The 15,616-nt window shown below is 74.0% G+C and carries 20 protein-coding genes, 1 tRNA gene and 1 pseudogene; 2 read left to right on the top strand and 20 right to left on the bottom strand.

The features are described from left to right. Positions 1 to 85: 85 nt before the first annotated feature. The 12 genes from A6V29_RS02620 to A6V29_RS02570 form a co-directional block, all read right to left on the bottom strand. Entirely contained in the window at positions 86 to 658 is a 573-nt protein-coding gene (locus tag A6V29_RS02620; protein ID WP_137158843.1) for a MerR family transcriptional regulator, read from the bottom strand. Between the two features lie 279 nt (positions 659 to 937). Then, positions 938 to 1,438, bottom strand: a complete 501-nt coding sequence (locus A6V29_RS02615; protein WP_137158842.1) for a bifunctional nuclease family protein — start codon at positions 1,436 to 1,438, stop codon at positions 938 to 940. A gap of 114 nt (positions 1,439 to 1,552) precedes the next feature. Further along, a complete protein-coding gene (gene ftsR / locus A6V29_RS02610; RefSeq protein WP_137158841.1) occupies positions 1,553 to 2,278 on the bottom strand; it encodes a transcriptional regulator FtsR in 726 nt (241 codons plus the stop codon). Next, complete coding sequence (odhI, locus tag A6V29_RS02605) at positions 2,278 to 2,796, bottom strand: oxoglutarate dehydrogenase inhibitor Odhl (RefSeq protein ID WP_137158840.1); 519 nt, start codon at positions 2,794 to 2,796, stop codon at positions 2,278 to 2,280. Before odhI ends, ftsR begins: the two co-directional genes overlap by 1 nt. A 244-nt stretch (positions 2,797 to 3,040) precedes the next feature. Next, on the bottom strand, positions 3,041 to 3,445 hold the full coding sequence (gcvH, locus tag A6V29_RS02600) for a glycine cleavage system protein GcvH (protein ID WP_137158839.1): 405 nt from the start codon (positions 3,443 to 3,445) through the stop codon (positions 3,041 to 3,043). An 84-nt stretch (positions 3,446 to 3,529) separates the two neighbouring features. Further along, a complete protein-coding gene (locus A6V29_RS02595; RefSeq protein ID WP_137158838.1) occupies positions 3,530 to 4,261 on the bottom strand; it encodes a DUF881 domain-containing protein in 732 nt (243 codons plus the stop codon). Further along, the gene (locus A6V29_RS02590; RefSeq protein ID WP_137158837.1) at positions 4,258 to 4,590 is read right to left on the bottom strand and encodes a small basic family protein; all 333 of its coding nucleotides are present in this window, start codon (positions 4,588 to 4,590) and stop codon (positions 4,258 to 4,260) included. The genes A6V29_RS02595 and A6V29_RS02590 overlap by 4 nt, the downstream gene beginning before the upstream one ends. Before the next feature lie 3 nt (positions 4,591 to 4,593). After that, entirely contained in the window at positions 4,594 to 5,502 is a 909-nt protein-coding gene (locus A6V29_RS02585; protein ID WP_137158836.1) for a DUF881 domain-containing protein, read from the bottom strand. Next, positions 5,499 to 6,158, bottom strand: coding sequence for a cardiolipin synthase ClsA (clsA, locus tag A6V29_RS02580; protein WP_137158835.1), 660 nt, complete (start codon positions 6,156 to 6,158; stop codon positions 5,499 to 5,501). Before clsA ends, A6V29_RS02585 begins: the two co-directional genes overlap by 4 nt. Before the next feature lie 197 nt (positions 6,159 to 6,355). Beyond that, the gene (locus A6V29_RS21435) at positions 6,356 to 7,471 is read right to left on the bottom strand and encodes a hypothetical protein (protein WP_249932947.1); all 1,116 of its coding nucleotides are present in this window, start codon (positions 7,469 to 7,471) and stop codon (positions 6,356 to 6,358) included. Further along, positions 7,357 to 8,436, bottom strand: coding sequence for a GTP-binding protein (locus tag A6V29_RS21430; protein ID WP_249932946.1), 1,080 nt, complete (start codon positions 8,434 to 8,436; stop codon positions 7,357 to 7,359). Before A6V29_RS21430 ends, A6V29_RS21435 begins: the two co-directional genes overlap by 115 nt. Before the next feature lie 9 nt (positions 8,437 to 8,445). After that, a complete protein-coding gene (locus tag A6V29_RS02570) occupies positions 8,446 to 8,682 on the bottom strand; it encodes a DUF1918 domain-containing protein (RefSeq protein WP_249932944.1) in 237 nt (78 codons plus the stop codon). Positions 8,683 to 8,763: 81 nt separating this feature from the next. Here A6V29_RS02570 and A6V29_RS02565 point away from each other — a divergent pair, with 81 nt between their 5' ends. Beyond that, positions 8,764 to 8,985: a hypothetical protein gene (locus A6V29_RS02565; protein ID WP_137158834.1), complete on the top strand. Its 222-nt coding sequence runs from the start codon at positions 8,764 to 8,766 to the stop codon at positions 8,983 to 8,985. Beyond that, positions 8,982 to 9,917: a DUF5996 family protein gene (locus A6V29_RS02560; protein WP_137158833.1), complete on the top strand. Its 936-nt coding sequence runs from the start codon at positions 8,982 to 8,984 to the stop codon at positions 9,915 to 9,917. The genes A6V29_RS02565 and A6V29_RS02560 overlap by 4 nt, the downstream gene beginning before the upstream one ends. A gap of 120 nt (positions 9,918 to 10,037) precedes the next feature. Here the strand turns inward: A6V29_RS02560 and A6V29_RS02555 are convergent. The 8 genes and pseudogenes from A6V29_RS02555 to A6V29_RS02520 form a co-directional block, all read right to left on the bottom strand. Beyond that, positions 10,038 to 10,111, bottom strand: a tRNA-Pro gene (locus tag A6V29_RS02555). A 133-nt stretch (positions 10,112 to 10,244) separates the two neighbouring features. After that, on the bottom strand, positions 10,245 to 11,585 hold the full coding sequence (gene der, locus A6V29_RS02550) for a ribosome biogenesis GTPase Der (RefSeq protein WP_137158832.1): 1,341 nt from the start codon (positions 11,583 to 11,585) through the stop codon (positions 10,245 to 10,247). Then, positions 11,582 to 12,274: a (d)CMP kinase gene (gene cmk, locus A6V29_RS02545; RefSeq protein WP_137158831.1), complete on the bottom strand. Its 693-nt coding sequence runs from the start codon at positions 12,272 to 12,274 to the stop codon at positions 11,582 to 11,584. The genes der and cmk overlap by 4 nt, the downstream gene beginning before the upstream one ends. After that, entirely contained in the window at positions 12,271 to 12,633 is a 363-nt protein-coding gene (gene aroH, locus A6V29_RS02540) for a chorismate mutase (RefSeq protein WP_137158830.1), read from the bottom strand. The genes cmk and aroH overlap by 4 nt, the downstream gene beginning before the upstream one ends. 78 nt (positions 12,634 to 12,711) lie before the next feature. Next, on the bottom strand, positions 12,712 to 13,554 hold the full coding sequence (locus A6V29_RS02535) for a pseudouridine synthase (protein WP_137158829.1): 843 nt from the start codon (positions 13,552 to 13,554) through the stop codon (positions 12,712 to 12,714). Positions 13,555 to 13,597: 43 nt separating this feature from the next. Next, positions 13,598 to 14,440 carry an SMC-Scp complex subunit ScpB gene (gene scpB, locus A6V29_RS02530; protein WP_170977658.1) on the bottom strand — a complete coding sequence of 281 codons (843 nt, stop codon included), beginning with the start codon at positions 14,438 to 14,440 and terminating at the stop codon, positions 13,598 to 13,600. Then, entirely contained in the window at positions 14,437 to 15,318 is an 882-nt protein-coding gene (locus tag A6V29_RS02525) for a segregation and condensation protein A (protein WP_137158828.1), read from the bottom strand. Before A6V29_RS02525 ends, scpB begins: the two co-directional genes overlap by 4 nt. A 19-nt stretch (positions 15,319 to 15,337) precedes the next feature. Continuing rightward, positions 15,338 to 15,616 (bottom strand): annotated as a pseudogene (locus A6V29_RS02520) (hypothetical protein); the annotation flags it as partial.

The following is a 15,616-nucleotide window of genomic DNA, read 5'->3' as shown; positions in this document are numbered from 1 at the left end:
CGGCCGGTCAGGGACCAGCCGTCACGGCCACCACTCGGGCGTCACCGGCACCGCCCGGGCGGCGGCACGGTCGGGAGCGGAGGGCTCAGACCGCCTGGCGACGACGGCGACGCAGTGACAGCTCGTCATCGCCGTTGACCGCCGGACCACCGTCGAGCCGCTCGGCCGGGAGCTCGGCGAGCTCGCCGGACAGTTCGCGCAGAGCGCCGGAGACGGCGATCCCGAACACGCCCTGCCCCCCCGCCAGCAGGTCGACGACCTCCTCGGCGGAGGTGCACTCGTAGACGGTCGCCCCGTCGGAGAACAGGGTGACGTTGGCGAGGTCCTTGATCCCGCGGTTGCGCAGGTGGTCGACCGCCTTGCGGATGTTCTGCAGCGAGACGCCGGTGTCCAGCAGCCGCTTGACGACCTTGAGCACCAGGATGTCGCGGAAGGAGTAGAGCCGCTGCGTCCCCGACCCCGTGGCGCTGCGGACCGAGGGGGCGACCAGACCGGTGCGCGCCCAGTAGTCGAGCTGGCGGTAGGTGATGCCGGCGGCGGCGCACGCCGTCGGGCCGCGGTAGCCCACGAGGTCGTTGTCGACCTCGTCGTAGGCGGGGGCGCCGACTGCGGCGTCGCTGAAGAGCTGACCCTGGGAGCCCTTGTCCTGGTCGCTCACGTCGGCGTCCTCCTCTGTCCCCGCACCGCTGGCGCGGTCCGGGTCGACGGCTCGGACCCCTGCGGGTGGGTCGTCGGGACGAACCCGCCGACCCCAGGTGTCACACCGTTGTTGTTCGCCGACCGTAGGCCGGGCCAGGGGGTCGGTCAACTGAGCCGGGCGGCGTGTCGCCTCGCTCACCATTTCGAGTGGAGTCCCGGGACCGCCTGCCGATACACCGTCTTCGGGCTCGTCCCGGGCACCGCCCCGAGCCCGCGGACGTGGGGACGAGGCCCTTCGTCAGGCCGGCCCGCCGGAGCCCCCGCCCGACCCGGAGCCCGCACCGAAGTCCTCCGGCGAGATCTGGTCGAGGAACTCGCGGAACTTCTCGACCTCGTCCTCCTGCTCGTCGGGGATCTCGATGCCCACCTCGTCGAGCAGGTCGTCGGCGCCGAAGATCGGCGCGCCGGTGCGGACGGCCAGGGCCACGGCGTCCGACGGGCGGGCGCTGACCACCCGCTCGTCGCCGAGGACGAGCTCGGCGATGTAGATGCCGTCGCGCATCTCGGTGATGTTCACCGCCTCGAGCTCCCCGCCGAGCGCGCTGATGACCTCCCGGAGCAGGTCGTGGGTCATCGGCCGCGCCGGCCGCACCCCCTGCTGCTCGAAGGCGATCGCGGCGGCCTCGACCGCGCCGATCCAGATCGGCAGGTAGCGCTCGCCCTGCGTCTCCTTGAGCAGCAGGATCGGCTGGTTCCCGGGCAGCTCGACGCGGACGCCGACGACTCGAAGCTCCTGCACGGTACGGCTCCCTCGGCTGCGGCCCGCCTGCCCACCCGGAGTCCGGTCGGGCGCGGGGATGTCTGTTCGGATGCGGACGATCGGGACGGCGACACGTTCACCGTACGCCGGGAGTCAGGGGCGCAGGAGGTCCCGGAGCCGAGCCTCCAGCAAGGCGGTGTGCAGCTGGGCGGAGAGCCCGGCCAGTTCCCGCAGCTTCTCGGCGGCCCGCGCGCGGGCCTCCTCCGAGCGCGCCCGCAGGACCGGCGCGACGAGCTGCTCGACCAGCCCCGCCTCGCGCTCCACGCCGCTGCGGTAGACCCGCAGGTGGCGGGGCTCGATGCCGTGCCGGGCCAGCCCCGCGGCCGCCCGGGCGACGGCGAGGTCGGCGGCCGGGTGCAGGCCGTCGGCGTCGGTGGCGAGCAGGCCGAACTGCACGCAGTCGGCCAGCTGCTGCGGCTCCAGTCCGGCGGCCCGCGCGAACTGCTCGGGGGTCAGCGGCTTCTCCGTACCGGCCTCGGCGGGCACCGGCGGGGGGACGGCCGCCCCGGTGCCCGGCACCGGCTCCCCCCGGTCCAGCGCCTCCAGGTGCTCCTTGATGACGCGCAGCGGGAGGTAGTGGTCGCGCTGGGCGGCCAGCACGTACCGCAGCCGGCTCACGTCGGCCCGGGAGAACTTCCGGTAGCCCGACGGGGTCCGCTGGGGGTGGACCAGGTCCTCGGACTCCAGGTACCGGATCTTGCTGATCGTCACGTCGGGGAAGTCGTCGCGCAGGACCGCCAGCACCTCGCCGATGGTCAGGCGGGGCGTGTGCTGGTCGGCGGCGTCCCCGAGCGTGCTGTTCCGCTCGGGCTCGGCCATCAGCGAGCGGCCGGCTCGCCGGTGCGCGGACCGGTCAGGTACACGAGGCGGAACTTGCCGATCTGCACCTCGTCGCCACCGGCTAGGTTGGCGACGTCGACCGGCTCGCGGTTGACGTAGGTGCCGTTCAGGCTGCCGACGTCGTGCACCGAGAAGCCGCCGCCCTCGCGGTGGAACTCCACGTGCCGGCGGCTGACGGTGACGTCGTCGAGGAAGATGTCGCTGTCGGGGTGCCGGCCGGCGGTCGTGACGTCCTGGTCGAGCAGGAAGCGGCTCCCGGCGTTGGGGCCGCGCTTGACCACCAGCAGCGCCGAACCGGCCGGCAGGGACTCCACGGCGCCGGCGTGCACGTCGGCGGCGGGGTCGACGGTCTCCGGCTGCTCGCCGGAGTCCTCACCACCCACCTTGGGGATCACGCTGGTCGACTCGCCGACCCGCTCCGGGGAGAGCGCCGAGCCGCACTGCGCGCAGAAGCGACTGCCCTCGGGGTTCTCGTGTCCACATCGAGTGCAGTGCACGTTGCGTCTCCTCCGGTGCGAGGGGCGTCGCCGCAGGGGCGGCCGGCTGACGGCGAGCCGGACGGCTCGTCGCGGGTCGGCCACCGCGGGTGCGGCGGGCCGTGGTCATGGAACCAGCGGTCGACCCGAGGGTCAACCGCGCGTGCAGGGTCAGGGGCTGAGGTTCCGCGGCCCGTGGCCGCGGACCGCGCGCCCCGTCGTGATCATAGTGAGCGGTTGCCGTGCCGGCCCTTCGAACAGGCCGTCACGACCCGGCGACGAACGCCTGGTAGGCGTCCGCGTCCAGCAGCTGGCCGATCGGGTCGCCCCCCTCCCCCGGGACGCTGATGTCCACCAGCCAGCCGTCACCGTACGGGTCGGCGTTCACCGTCTGGGGGGCGTCGGTCAGCGCCTCGTTGACGGCGGCCACCACCCCGGCGACGGGGGCGTAGATGTCGGACACCGACTTGGTGGACTCCACCTCGCCGATGGGCGAACCCGGCGTCACCTCGTCCCCCACGTTGGGGAGCTGGACGAAGACGATGTCGCCGAGCGCGTCCTGGGCGTGGTCGGTGATGCCGACGCGCACGACCGTCGACGTGCCGTCGGTGCCCTGCACGAGCGCCCACTCGTGCTGATCGGTGTAACGACGGTCGTCAGGCGTGGTCATGCGGGACAGTCTCCATGGGTTCGATGGCCTCGGTGCAGGGGCCCGCCTCGAGCGGAGCGAGAGGTGGGGAGCACCGAGGTCCTTTCAGTCGTCGGTGTCCGGCGCAGCGTATTGAGCCTCCGGCAGCGGCCGCAACGCGTCGACGAGCAGGTCGGGCACCTGCTCCACCTCGACCGACCCGCCCCGCCCACCCACGTGCTGCACCACTCCCCCGGGGATGTTGAGCGCGGTCTCCATGTTCTGCGGCGAGCCGAGCACCAGCACCTCGTACGGCGCGGTGATCGGCCGGCCGTCGACCAGCAGCGCCCCGGGGGTGCCGGTCACCGCCGTCGTGAGGCCCACCCGGACCCCGTCGATCTGCATCGTCTCCGCCCCGGCCCCCCGGAGCTCCTGGATCACGTCCAGCAGGTCCGAGACCCGCAGCTGGTCACCGGGATCCCGGATCACCATCCGGAGCCCCGGCCCCTGCGCCGCCGCGGTGCCGTTGAGGATCGCCAGCGAGGTCGCCCGGCTCCGCGCCTCCTCCAGCGCCTCGGCCGACTGGCTGTCCGAGCTGGTGAGCTGGCGCAGCGCGGCGCGTTCGTCGGCGATCTGCTCGCGCAGCCTGGTGTTCTGGGCGCCGATCTCGTCGAGGATCCGGACCAGGTCCTCCTCCCGCGCGCCGGCCAGCACCTGGTCGTCGTCGACGGTGCGCACCTGGACGGTGAAGGCGAAGCCGAGCAGCAGGGTGAGCAGCCCGATCAGCGTCGCCGGCAACGGGTCGCGCCGGCGTCGCGGCGCGACGGGCGGATCCGCTCCCGGCGGGGACGTGCTCATGCCCTGAAGATGTGCCTGCGGATGGCCGCGGCGTTGCCGAAGATGCGGATGCCGAGCACGACGACGACCGCCGTGGACAGCTGCGCCCCGACCCCGAGCTGGTCGCCGAGGAAGACGATCAGCGCCGCGACGACGACGTTGGACACGAACGAGATGACGAAGACCTTGGCGTCGAAGATGCCGTCGAGCCGGGCCCGGAAGCCACCGAAGACCGCGTCGAGCGCGGCCACCACCGCGATCGGCAGGTAGGGCTGCAACCACAGCGGCACGGTGGGGTCGAGCAGCAGGCCGAGCAGGACGCCTGCGGCCAGGCCGAGGATCGGGATCACGGGTCAGTCTCCGGGAGCGGGGTCGGTGGAGGGAGCGGGGTCCTCGTCGGGAACCGGCCCGGCGTAGCGGAGCTCGGGGGTGCCGGCGGCGGGCAGGGTCAGCTCGTCCTCCTTGGCGAACTCGAAGCGGAGGCCGAACGCGGCCGACACGTCGGCGAGCGCGCGGACCTCCGGGCTGGCGAGGAAGGCCCCGGACAGCGACTCGGGATCGCCGATCGCGCGGATCCGGTACGGGTTGGTGACCGGGCGGAAGTCCACGAGGACGGCCTCCCCGGCGAACCTGATCGCGCTGGTGGGACCGAGCCGCTGGCCGTTGATGCTGACCGCCTCGGCCCCGGCGGCCCAGAGCGCGTTGACCACCAGCTGCAGGTCGCCGTCCCGCACGCGGCCCCGCGCGTCGGCCTCTCCGCCGCCCCCGACCGGGTCGTCGTCGGCGTCCGGGCCGGCGTTGGCGAGCGTGATGAGCAGCCCGGGACCGGACACCGGGACCGCGGCGGCGCCCACCACGGCACGCTCGAGCGCGTCCAGGGCCCGCTGACCGGAGGTCGAGTTCGCCAGCAGCTCGTCGCGCGTGACGGTCACCTCGGCGCGCAGCTCCTCGAGCTCGGTCGTGAGCGCGTCGTTGGCCTCGGACTCGACCTGGATGTCGTCGACCAGTGCCTGGCGGATCTCCTGCCGGCCCTGCACCCGGGCCGCGGCCTGGTCGTAGGTGACGGTGGCGAGCACACCGGCGACGACCATCGTCAGGGCCACCAGGGCACGGCCTCGCCAGCGCTGCGCGCCGGTGGGCGATCCCGGCGGCCGCGACCGGGCGGCCTGCTCGTAGGCGGGGTCCAGGGTCTCGGCCAGGACGTCGTCGAGCAGCGAGGCGCCCAGTGACCGTGGGCCGCCGCCGACCGGAGGTGCGGTCACGGCACCCTGCCCGCCGCCACGGCCGCCCGTTCCTCCCGCACGATGCCCAGCACCTGCACGACGTAGAGCACCCCCGCCAGCAGGTAGAGAGCCGTCCCCCAGATGGTGAGCGCCCACGCGAACGGCTCGGCCACCGTGGCCAGCCGGCTCGTCCCCTCCGCGATGAGCAGCACCGGGAACGCGTACAGCAGCAGGAACGTCGCGGCCTTGCCCAGGTAGTGGACCTGCAGGGGCGGATAGCCGTAGTGGCGCAGGACCAGCAGCATCACGCCCAGGACCAGTTCCCGGCCGACGAGCAGCGCTACCAGCCAGAGCGGGACGATCTCGCGCACCGCCAGGGCGATCAGCGTGCAGATGATGTACAGCCGGTCGGCCGCCGGATCCAGCAGCGCGCCCAGCCGGCTGCTCTGGTCCAGCCACCGGGCGAGCTTGCCGTCGGCCCAGTCACTGATCCCCGAGAGCATGAGGACGACGAGCGCCCACCCGTCGGCCTCGGGCCCGAGCAGCAGCCAGAGGAAGAGCGGCACCCCCAGCAGGCGCAGCACCGACAGCGCGTTCGGGATCGTCCAGATCCGGTCGGGCAGCTCGTCGCGGTTCACCACGCCCGGGGCATCAGACGCCGTCGCCTCGGCCGAGCGCCCGTTCGACGACGTCACGATCCCTCCACCCCGCTGAGCACCGGAGGTCGAATCTAGTCGAACGACCCCGTCCTCCTCACCGCTCGCACGCTCGCGGCGAGCCTCTGGACGGGGCCGTCCCACCGGTCACAGGGCCCCCCACCACTCGCGAGCTCGCGGCGGGTCCCTGGAGGGGGCCATCGTCCACAGCCTGCACTGTGATGCTCCGGTCGGGTTCAGGCGGGGATCGACAGCGAGGCCGGGGCGGGTTCGTGGCCGAGCGGACGGCGGTCGAAGGCGCCGGTGCCGTGGGTGATCGAGCGCAGCGCGCCCGGATACCCGAGGAGCTCCACCTCCGGCACCTCGGCCCGCACCGTCGTGCGGTCCCGATCCGGGTCGGCCTCCGTGCCGGTGACGCGCGCCCGCCGGGACGACAGGTCGCTCATGACCGGCCCCACGTACTCGCCGGGCACCCGGACGGCGACCTCGCACCACGGCTCGAGCACCTGGGTGCCGGCCTCGGCGGCCAGTTCGCGCAGGGCGAGCGCCCCGGCGGCCTGGAAGGCGGCGTCCGAGGAGTCGACCGAGTGCGCCTTGCCGTCCACCAGCGTCACGTGGACGTCCACCACGGTCCTGTCGCCGCTGATGCCGCGCTGGGCCTGCATCCTGATGCCCTTCTCCACGCTGCCGTGGAACTGGCTCGGCACCGTGCCGCCGACGATCCGCTGCTCGAAGACGATGCCGCTGCCCGGCGGGCCCGGTTCACCCTCGACGACGACGACGGCGTACTGCCCGTGCCCGCCGGACTGCTTGACGTGCCGGGCGGTGACCCGCGCCGGGCCCGCGAGCGTCTCCACCAGGGGCACCCGCACCGGCACGGTGGTGACGGTGACGCCGTGCCGCGTGCGCAGCCGCTCCAGCAGGACCTCCGCGTGCGCCTCCCCGACGCACCACAGCAGGAGCTGCCCGGTCTCCGGCCGGCGCTCCAGCCGCACCGTGGGGTCCTCGGCGACCAGCCGGGTGAGCGCCGTGGCCAGCCTGTCCTCGTCGCCGCGGGACGCGGCCTCGACGGCCACCGGCAGCTGCGGGACGGGCAGCTCCCAGGGCGGCACCAGCCGCGGGTCCTCGGGCGAGGAGAGCGTGTCGCCGGTCTCGGCGCTGGTCAGCCTGGCGACGGCGCAGATGTCCCCGGCGGGGCAGGCGGCCACCGGGCGCAGCTGCGACCCGAGCGGGGAGCTCACGGCGCCGATCCGCTCGTCCACGTCGTGGTCGGGGTGACCCCGGTCGGCCAGGCCGTGCCCGGAGACGTGGACGGGGACGTCGGGCCGCAGCGTGCCGGAGAAGACCCGCACGAGCGAGACCCGGCCGAGGTAGGGGTCGGTCGTCGTCTGACCACCTCGGCCACCAGCGGACCGTCGCCGTCGCAGCTCAGTGCCGGGGCCGACGAGCCGTCGGGGCGGGTCACCGGCGGGCAGCCGTGCTCCAGCGGGGACGGGAAGCCTGCGACGACGAGCTCCAGGAGCTCGGGGACGCCGACGCCGGTGAGCGGCGCGGCCAGCAGGACGGGGTGGAAGTGACCCCGTGCGACGGCGGTCTCCAGGTCGGCGATGAGATCGGCCTGGACCAGCTCGTCGCCGGCGAGGTAGCGCTCCATCAGCGCCTCGTCCTCGCTCTCGCCGATGATGCCCTCGATCAGCTCGGAGCGCCGCTGGTCCGCCTCTCCCGCATCGTCCAGGCCGGCCGCGGCGGTCGGGTCGAGCAGGGAGACCACGCCGCGCACCGCCCCGTCGGGTCCGCGGTCGGGCAGGTGCACGGGGAAGACGCCGTCGCCGAGCAGCGTCTGGCACGCCCGCACCGCGTCGGCCACGTCGGCCCGCGGCTTGTCCAGCTGGCTGATCACCACGGCGCGTGGCATGCCGACGGCGGCGCACTCCTCCCAGAGCTGGACCGTCGCCGCGTCCACCCCGTTGACCGCCGACACCACGAACAGCGCCGCGTCGGCGGCACGCAGACCGGCGCGGAGCTCCCCGACGAAGTCCGGTGCGCCCGGGGTGTCCAGCAGGGTGATCCGGTGCCCGGCGTGCTCCACGGTGGCCACGCCCAGGGACACCGAGCGTCGTTGCCGCAGCTCGACGTCCTCGGTGTCCAGGCAGCTTGTGCCGTCCTCCACCCGGCCGGCACGGACCAGCGCGCCGGTGGCGACGAGCAGGGCCTCGGCCAGGGTCGTCTTGCCGGCGCCGGAGTGACCGACCAGGGCCACGTTGCGCACCTTCTCCGCCGGCCGCGGCGCCGGCGCGGGGGACGTCTCCTTCGCCATCGGCCCGGCTCAGCTCTGCGAGCCCGCGGCGTGCAGCACGGTCGCCGTGCCGGCCGGGAAGAACAGCCCTTCGTGGCCGTCGGCCTCCCAGCGCACCCGGTACGGCGGGCCGCCGTCCGGTTCGTGGCACCCGATGACCTCACCGATGCGGTCGGGTTCTCCCTGATGGGTGGAGCGGACGACGATGCGATCCCCCACGTGCGCTTCCACGGCGGCCCCCTCGGACGAGACTGTGGTCTGGCTCACAGCCTCCCCCGCCGCACGGGCTCGATCAAGGGACCTGGGCCCGCACGGGCCACACCCGGCGCGCGGGGCCATGCTGTGTCCATGACCGCCACCGATCACGCCGCCGGCCGGGAGCAGCGCACCGGCCGGGCGCACGCCGTCCTCGCCACCACCGCGGACCTCCCGGCACCGTGGGCGGCGATCTGCGGCGCGTCCGTCGACATCGTGCAGGGCAAGTGGAACGGTCCCCGCGGGCTCGGCGCGGCCGATCCGTGCCCGGACTGCCGCCGGCTCACCGAGGCCGACGCACCCCTCGGCTCATGACGAGCGAGTCGCGCGGCTGGCCGCGGCTGCGGCTCGCCGACTGGGTCGAGACCCGCGACACCCTGCACCTGTGGACGCAGGTCGTCGGCAAGATCCCCCTCACCCACACGCCGCTGGTCAACCACTGGTGGAACGTCACCCTGTACGTCAGCCCCCGGGGCCTGACCACCTCGTCGATCCCGTACCGCGACGGCGCCTTCGACCTCGAGTTCGACTTCGTCGACCACCAGCTGCGCATCAGGAGCAGCGACGGCGGGAGCGGCGCGGTCGCCCTGGAACCCAAGCCGGTCGCCGATTTCTACGCGCAGACCGTGGCCGCCCTCACCGAGCTGGGCATCGAGGCGCCGATCCATCCGCGCCCGAACGAGGTCGACCCGGCGATCCCGTTCGCCGACGACCACACCCACGCCTCCTACGACCCGGAGGCCGCCCACCTGTTCTGGCGCCAGCTGCTCCAGGCCGACCGCGTGCTCGGCGCGTTCCGGTCGCACTTCGTCGGCAAGTCCAGCCCGGTGCACTTCTTCTGGGGCGCGATGGACCTGGCCTGCACCCGGTTCTCGGGGCGGCCCGCTCCCCCGCATCCCGGTGGTGCCCCCAACTGTCCGGACTGGGTGATGACCGAGGGGTACTCCGGGGAGCTGTCGAGCGCGGGGTTCTGGCCGGGAGGCGGCGACGAAGGCGCGTTCTACGCCTACGCCTATCCCGAGCCGCCCGGCTTCGCCGACCACCCGGTGGGCCCGGCCGGCGCCACGTACGACCGGAACCTGGGCGAGTTCCTCCTCCCCTACGAGACGGTGGCCACCTCGGAGAACCCGGATGCCACGCTCACCGAGTTCCTGCAGTCCACCTACGAGGCGGCGGCGGTGAACGCCGGCTGGGACCGGGCCGCGCTGGAGGACGACGCCCATCGCCTGGAGCGGCACACGCGGTAGCCGGGGCCTACTGCTCGCCCCGCCACCGCCGACGCAGCGCGACACCCCCGTGCGGCCCGCACGGCCACGAGAGAGGCGGGCCGTCGTATCCGACGACCCGCCTCACCTGCGTGTTCGCTGTCGGGCTGACAGGATTTGAACCTGCGACCCCTTGACCCCCAGTCAAGTGCGCTACCAAGCTGCGCTACAGCCCGCGTGCCGTCCGCCGACCGGGATCTCCGGCTGCGACGACCGCCAGAGCAGGTTACCGCACCCGCTCCCCCGTCCCGGCGCCCCCCGACGGGCGCTCCTCGAGCATCCGGCCGGCTCGGGACGCGGCTGACGGCGTCAGCCCCGCTTGTCCCGGTCCCGGCCCTCGCGCACCTTCACCGACACCTCGATCGGCGTGCCAGCGAAGCCCCACTGCTCGCGCAGCTTGCGCTGGAGGAAGCGCCGGTAGCCGGCCTCGAGGAAGCCGGTCGAGAACACGACGAACCGCGGCGGGCGGACGTCGGCCTGCGTCACGTACTTGATCTTGGGCGCGCGGCCGCCGCGGGCGGGCGGTGGCGTCTCCTGCACCAGGGCCCGCACGAACTGGTTGAGCTCGGCGGTCGGGACGCGCTGCTCCCACGACGCCAGGGCGGCCCGCAGGTGGTCGGCGAGCTTGCCGACGCCGCGGCCCGTGGTCGCCGAGATGTTCACCCGCGTCGCCCACTTCACGTGCGCGAGGTCGCGGTCGATCTCGCGCTCGAGCTGGGCGTGCCGGTCCTCGTCGAGGGTGTCCCACTTGTTGAACGCCAGGACCAGTGCCCGTCCGGCCTCGACGACCTGGGTGATCACCCGCTGGTCCTGCTCGCTGATGACCTCGTCCGCCGCCAGCAGCACCACGCAGACCTCGGCGGCCTGGATCGCGGCCTCCGTGCGCAGGCTGGCGTAGTACTCCATCCCGCTGGCGGTGTTGACCTTGCGGCGCAGCCCGGCGGTGTCGACGAAGCGCCACTCCTCGCCGCCGATGGTGACGATGGAGTCGACCGGGTCCACCGTCGTCCCCGCCACCGAATCGACGACGGAGCGCTCGTCCTTGGCCAGCCGGTTGAGCAGGCTGGACTTGCCGACGTTGGGACGGCCCACCAGGGCCACCCGCCGCGGGCCGTCCTCGTGCTCCTGCTCGCGCGGGGCCTCGGGCATCGCGTCGAGGACGAGGTCGAGCAGATCGCCGCTGGAGCGGCCGTGCAGCGCGCTGACCGGCTGCGGCTCCCCCATGCCGAGGCTCCACAGCTCGGCGACGTTGGCCTCGCTGCGCTCGTCGTCCACCTTGTTGGCGACCAGGATCACCGGCCGGTCGCTGCGGCGCAGGACGCGGGCGGCGGCGAGGTCGGTGTCGGTGGCGCCCACCTGGCTGTCGACGACGAAGACGATGACGTCGGCGGTCTTCATCGCGTACTCGGCCTGGCGGGTGATCGAGGCGCCGATGCCGGTGGCCCGCGGGTCCCACCCGCCGGTGTCCATCACGGTGAAGCGCTTGCCGTTCCAGAGCGCCTCGTAGGAGATCCGGTCGCGGGTCACGCCCGGGGTGTCCTGCACGACGGCGGCCCGCCGGCCGAGGAAGCGGTTGACCAGCGTGGACTTGCCGACGTTGGGCCGGCCGACGATGGCGACGACGGGCAGCGGGCCCTGGCTCTCGCTCACGCGCGCCCCCCGGCGGCGACCGTCGAGTCGGCGAGCGCCACGATCCGGTCGATCACCGCGGTCCTGGAGAGCTCGCTGGTGTCGACGACGACGGCGTCCTCGGCCGGCCGCAGCGGGCTGTCGGCCCGGCTGCTGTCGTACTCGTCGCGGCGGCGCAGGTCCGCGGCGAGGGCGTCGATCTCGGCGGCGTCGGTGAGCCCGAGCTGGCGGGCGCGCCGCTGCGCCCGGATCTCCGGGGCGGCGGTCAGGTAGATCTTGAGCGTCGCGTCCGGCAGGACGACGGTGCCGATGTCCCGCCCCTCGACGACGACGGCGTCCCTGCCGGCGACCAGCGCGCGCTGCTGCTCCACGAGCTGCCGGCGGACGGCGGGGACGGCGGACACCGCGGACACCCACCGGGTCGCGTCGGCGCCGCGGATGCGGACGGCGACGTCGGTGCCGTCGACCTCCACCCGCTCGGTGCCGGGCTCGGTGCCGATCTCGATGCGGGCCGCCGCGACCACCCGGGCGACCGCCGCGGCGTCCTCGGGGTCGACCCCGGCGTCGAGCACGGCGATCGTCGCCGCCCGGTACATCGCGCCGGTGTCGAGGTAGGCGGCCCCCAGCCGGGCGGCCACGCCGCGGGCGACGCTGGACTTGCCGGTGCCTGACGGGCCGTCGACGGTGACCGCGCCCCGGAAGCCGCTCACTGGGCGATGTCCCGGCGCAGGGCCACGGCGCCCCGGAGGTACACGTGCTGGATCTCCGCGCGCGGCTTCGGCGTCTCGACGTGCGCCATGAGGCGCAGCACCCGCGGCAGGGCGTGCGGCACGGAGATCTCGGTGGCGCACATCAGCGGCACGTCGCCCATGCCGAGCTCGCGGGCGGCCAGCGCCGGGAACTCGGAGACGAGGTCGGGGGTGGCGGTGAACAGGATGCTGATGACGTCGTCGTGCCCCAGCGCGTTGCGCTCCAGCACGGCGCTCACCAGCTCGCGGGTCGCCTCGAGCACCTGCTCCCGGTCGTCGGCGTCGACCTGGGTCGCTCCCCGGATGGCTCGGACGGCCATGCACTCTCCTCGTTCGTGTGCGGCGTCCGGATCACGGAGCCTGCTGCAGTCTAGTTTCGGCCCCCGGAGGGGCTCCTCTCACAGCCCGACGAGCTCCTCGAGGGCGCCGACCTCCTGGCGGCTGAGCTTGCGGATGGTGCCCGACCGCATGGCCCGCAGCTCGACGGGGCCGACGGCGGTGCGGGTGAGCCGCGAGACGGGGAGCTTCACCTCGGCGAGCAGCCGGCGGACGATGTGCTTGCGGCCCTCGTGCAGCACGACCTCGACCACCGACTGCCCCGCGTGGGTGTCGACGACCCGGAACGAGTCCACCGTGACCGGACCGTCGTCCAGCTCGATGCCGCTGCGCAACCGCTTGGCCAGGTCGCGCGGCACCGACCCCGACACCTGGGCCAGGTAGGTCTTGCGCACCCCGTAGGACGGGTGGGCCAGCCGGTGGGCCAGCTCGCCGTCGGTGGTGAGCAGCAGCAGCCCCTCGGTGTCCTGGTCCAGCCGGCCGACGTGCACCAGCCCCGGAGCGAGATCGCCGACCATGTCGCCGACGGTCGGCCGGTTGCGGTCGTCGGTCATGGCGGTGATGACGCCCGAGGGCTTGTTCAACGCGTAGGTCACCCGGTCGTCCCGGATCTCGAGCCGGACGCCGTCGACGGCGATCTTGTCCGTCTGCGGGTCGACCCGCATGCCCTGCACCCGCACCTGCGAGCCGTTCACGCTGATCCGCCCGGCGTCGATCATCTCCTCGACGACCCGCCGGGAGGCGACGCCGGCGCGGGCCAGCACCTTCTGCAGCCGCTCCCCCTGGCGGTCGGTGCGGTCGGTCGCGGGGGCGCGGTCGCCGGGGTGGGCGGGCGCGAGCTCCATGTCGTCGGACCAGCCCTCGCCGGCCGCGGTGGTGCTCTCGTCGTTCGGCGTCGCGTTCATCGCCTGCCAGTCTCCCACCCGCCGGTTCCCGGGCCGCCGCACCTCAGCTGTCGGGGTGCTCGTCCAGGACGGCGGCGGTCTCCGGCAGCAGGGGCGCGAGCTCGGGCAGGTCGTCGAGGCTGGTGAGCCCGAGCCGCTCCAGGAAGAGCGGCGTCGTCCCGTACAGCCCACCGCCGCTGTCGGGGTCGGTGCCCACCTCGTGCACCAGCCCCCGGCTGAGCAGCGTGCGCATGACGCCGTCGACGCCCACCCCGCGGATGGCGGACACCCGCGCGCGGGTGACCGGCTGGCGGTAGGCGATGACGGCGAGGGTCTCCAGCGCGGCCTGGGTGAGCCGGCTGCGCTGCCCGTCGACCAGGAAGCGCTCGACGACGTCGGCGTGCTCCTCGCGGGTGTAGAGCCGCCACCCCTCCCCCACCCGGCGCAGCGTGATCCCCGCCGAGCGGGCGTCGTAGCTCTCGGCCAGCTCAGCCAGCCCGGTGCGGACCTGGTCCACCGGGCAGCGCAGCGCGCCCGCGAGGGTCTCCTCGTCCACCGGGTCGTCCATGACGAACAGCAGGGCCTCCAGCCCGCCGCGGAGCTCGTCCGGGTCGAGGAGCTCCAGCGGCTCGTCCACGGGCGCGGGCTCGGATTCGGGTTCGGGCAGCGGCTCCACTTGCGGTGCGGGTGCGACGTCGTCCTCCACCGGCACCGGCGGGACGGCGACCTCCTCCGCGGGGCGCTCCGAGACCCGTGCGGCCAACTCCGCGGCGACGGCGTCCCATGCGGCCGGGTCGGCGTCCCCACGCGCCTCGGCCTCCTGCCGCGTGGCCTCGAGCTCGGCAGCGAGGGCATCCCACGAGATGGGCGCTCGCTCGTCGGCCGGCCGGTCCGGTTCGCTGCTCACGAGTACTCCTCGTCGATGTCAGCGCCGTCGATGTCGGCACCGTCCCCGTCGTCCCCGTCGTCGCCACTGGACCCCGCCTGCGGATCCGCCGGGGCACCGTCCACGTCGACCGGCTCGTCCGGCAACGTCCGCCCGGTCCAGCGCACGTGCAGCTCCCCGAGCGGCGTCAGCTGCTCGAAGGTGACCCGCTGCTGGCGGTACAGCTCCAGCAGCGCCAGGAAGCGGGCGACGACCTCGAGGGTGTGCCCGCAGTCGGCGGTGAGCGACCTGAACGACGCCGTGCCGGCCCGGACGAGGTGGTTGCGCACGACCAGAAGCTGCTCGCTGACGCTGACCGGTGGCGCGTGCAGGTGGGAGACGCTGACCACCTCGGGCGCCTTCGGGGCGAGCACCCGGGCGGCGAGCAGCGCGAACCGCTCCGGGGTGATGTCGAGGGTCACCTCGGGCACCAGGTCGGCGAACCGCGGTTCGGGCCCGGCGACGCGCGGGAACCGCCGGGCCGCCTCGCGCTCCCGCTCGCGCAGGAACGCGGCGGCCTGCTTGTAGGCCTGGTACTGGAGCAGCCGGGCGAACAGCAGGTCGCGGGCCTCGAGCAGCTCGAGGTCATCCTCGTCGTCGACGTCGGCCGCCGGCAGCAGGCGGGCGGCCTTGAGGTCGAGCAGCGTGGCGGCGACCACGAGGAACTCGCTGGCCTGGTCGAGGTCGAGCTCGTCGCCGAGCGCGCGCAGGTGGGCGATGAACTCGTCGGTGACCTTCGCCAGCGCGATCTCGGTGACGTCGAGCTTGTGCTTGCCGATCAGCTGCAGCAGCAGGTCGAACGGACCCTCGAAGTTGGTCAGCTTGACCGTGAAGCGTGCGCTGGGCTGCACCTCGGTCACGGATGCACCCTAAGTGCGCTCAGCTCGAGAGCCGCCGCACCAGCACGGAGTCCTCACCGCGCTCGGCGAGGTCGGCCAGGATCACGCCGATCGCCTCCCGGACGATCCGGCCGCGGTCGGCCGCGATGCCGTGGGTCCCGCGCAGGGTGAGCCGGGCGGTCTCCAGCGCCAGCAACTCGTCGGCCGAGATGTAGACGGTGATCTTCTCGTCGTGCTTGGTCCGCTCGCGCCCGCGGGCGGGACGGCCGCGCGTCGGGACGTGCGGCCGCAGCACGGGCGCCGGCGCCGGCGCGGGCGC

Origin of the sequence: Blastococcus sp. CCUG 61487, from assembly GCF_005222955.1 — a bacterium.
Taxonomy (GTDB): domain Bacteria; phylum Actinomycetota; class Actinomycetes; order Mycobacteriales; family Geodermatophilaceae; genus Blastococcus.
The sequence above is the reverse complement of the archived record's forward strand: the minus strand, read 5'-3'. Positions and strand labels throughout refer to the sequence as shown.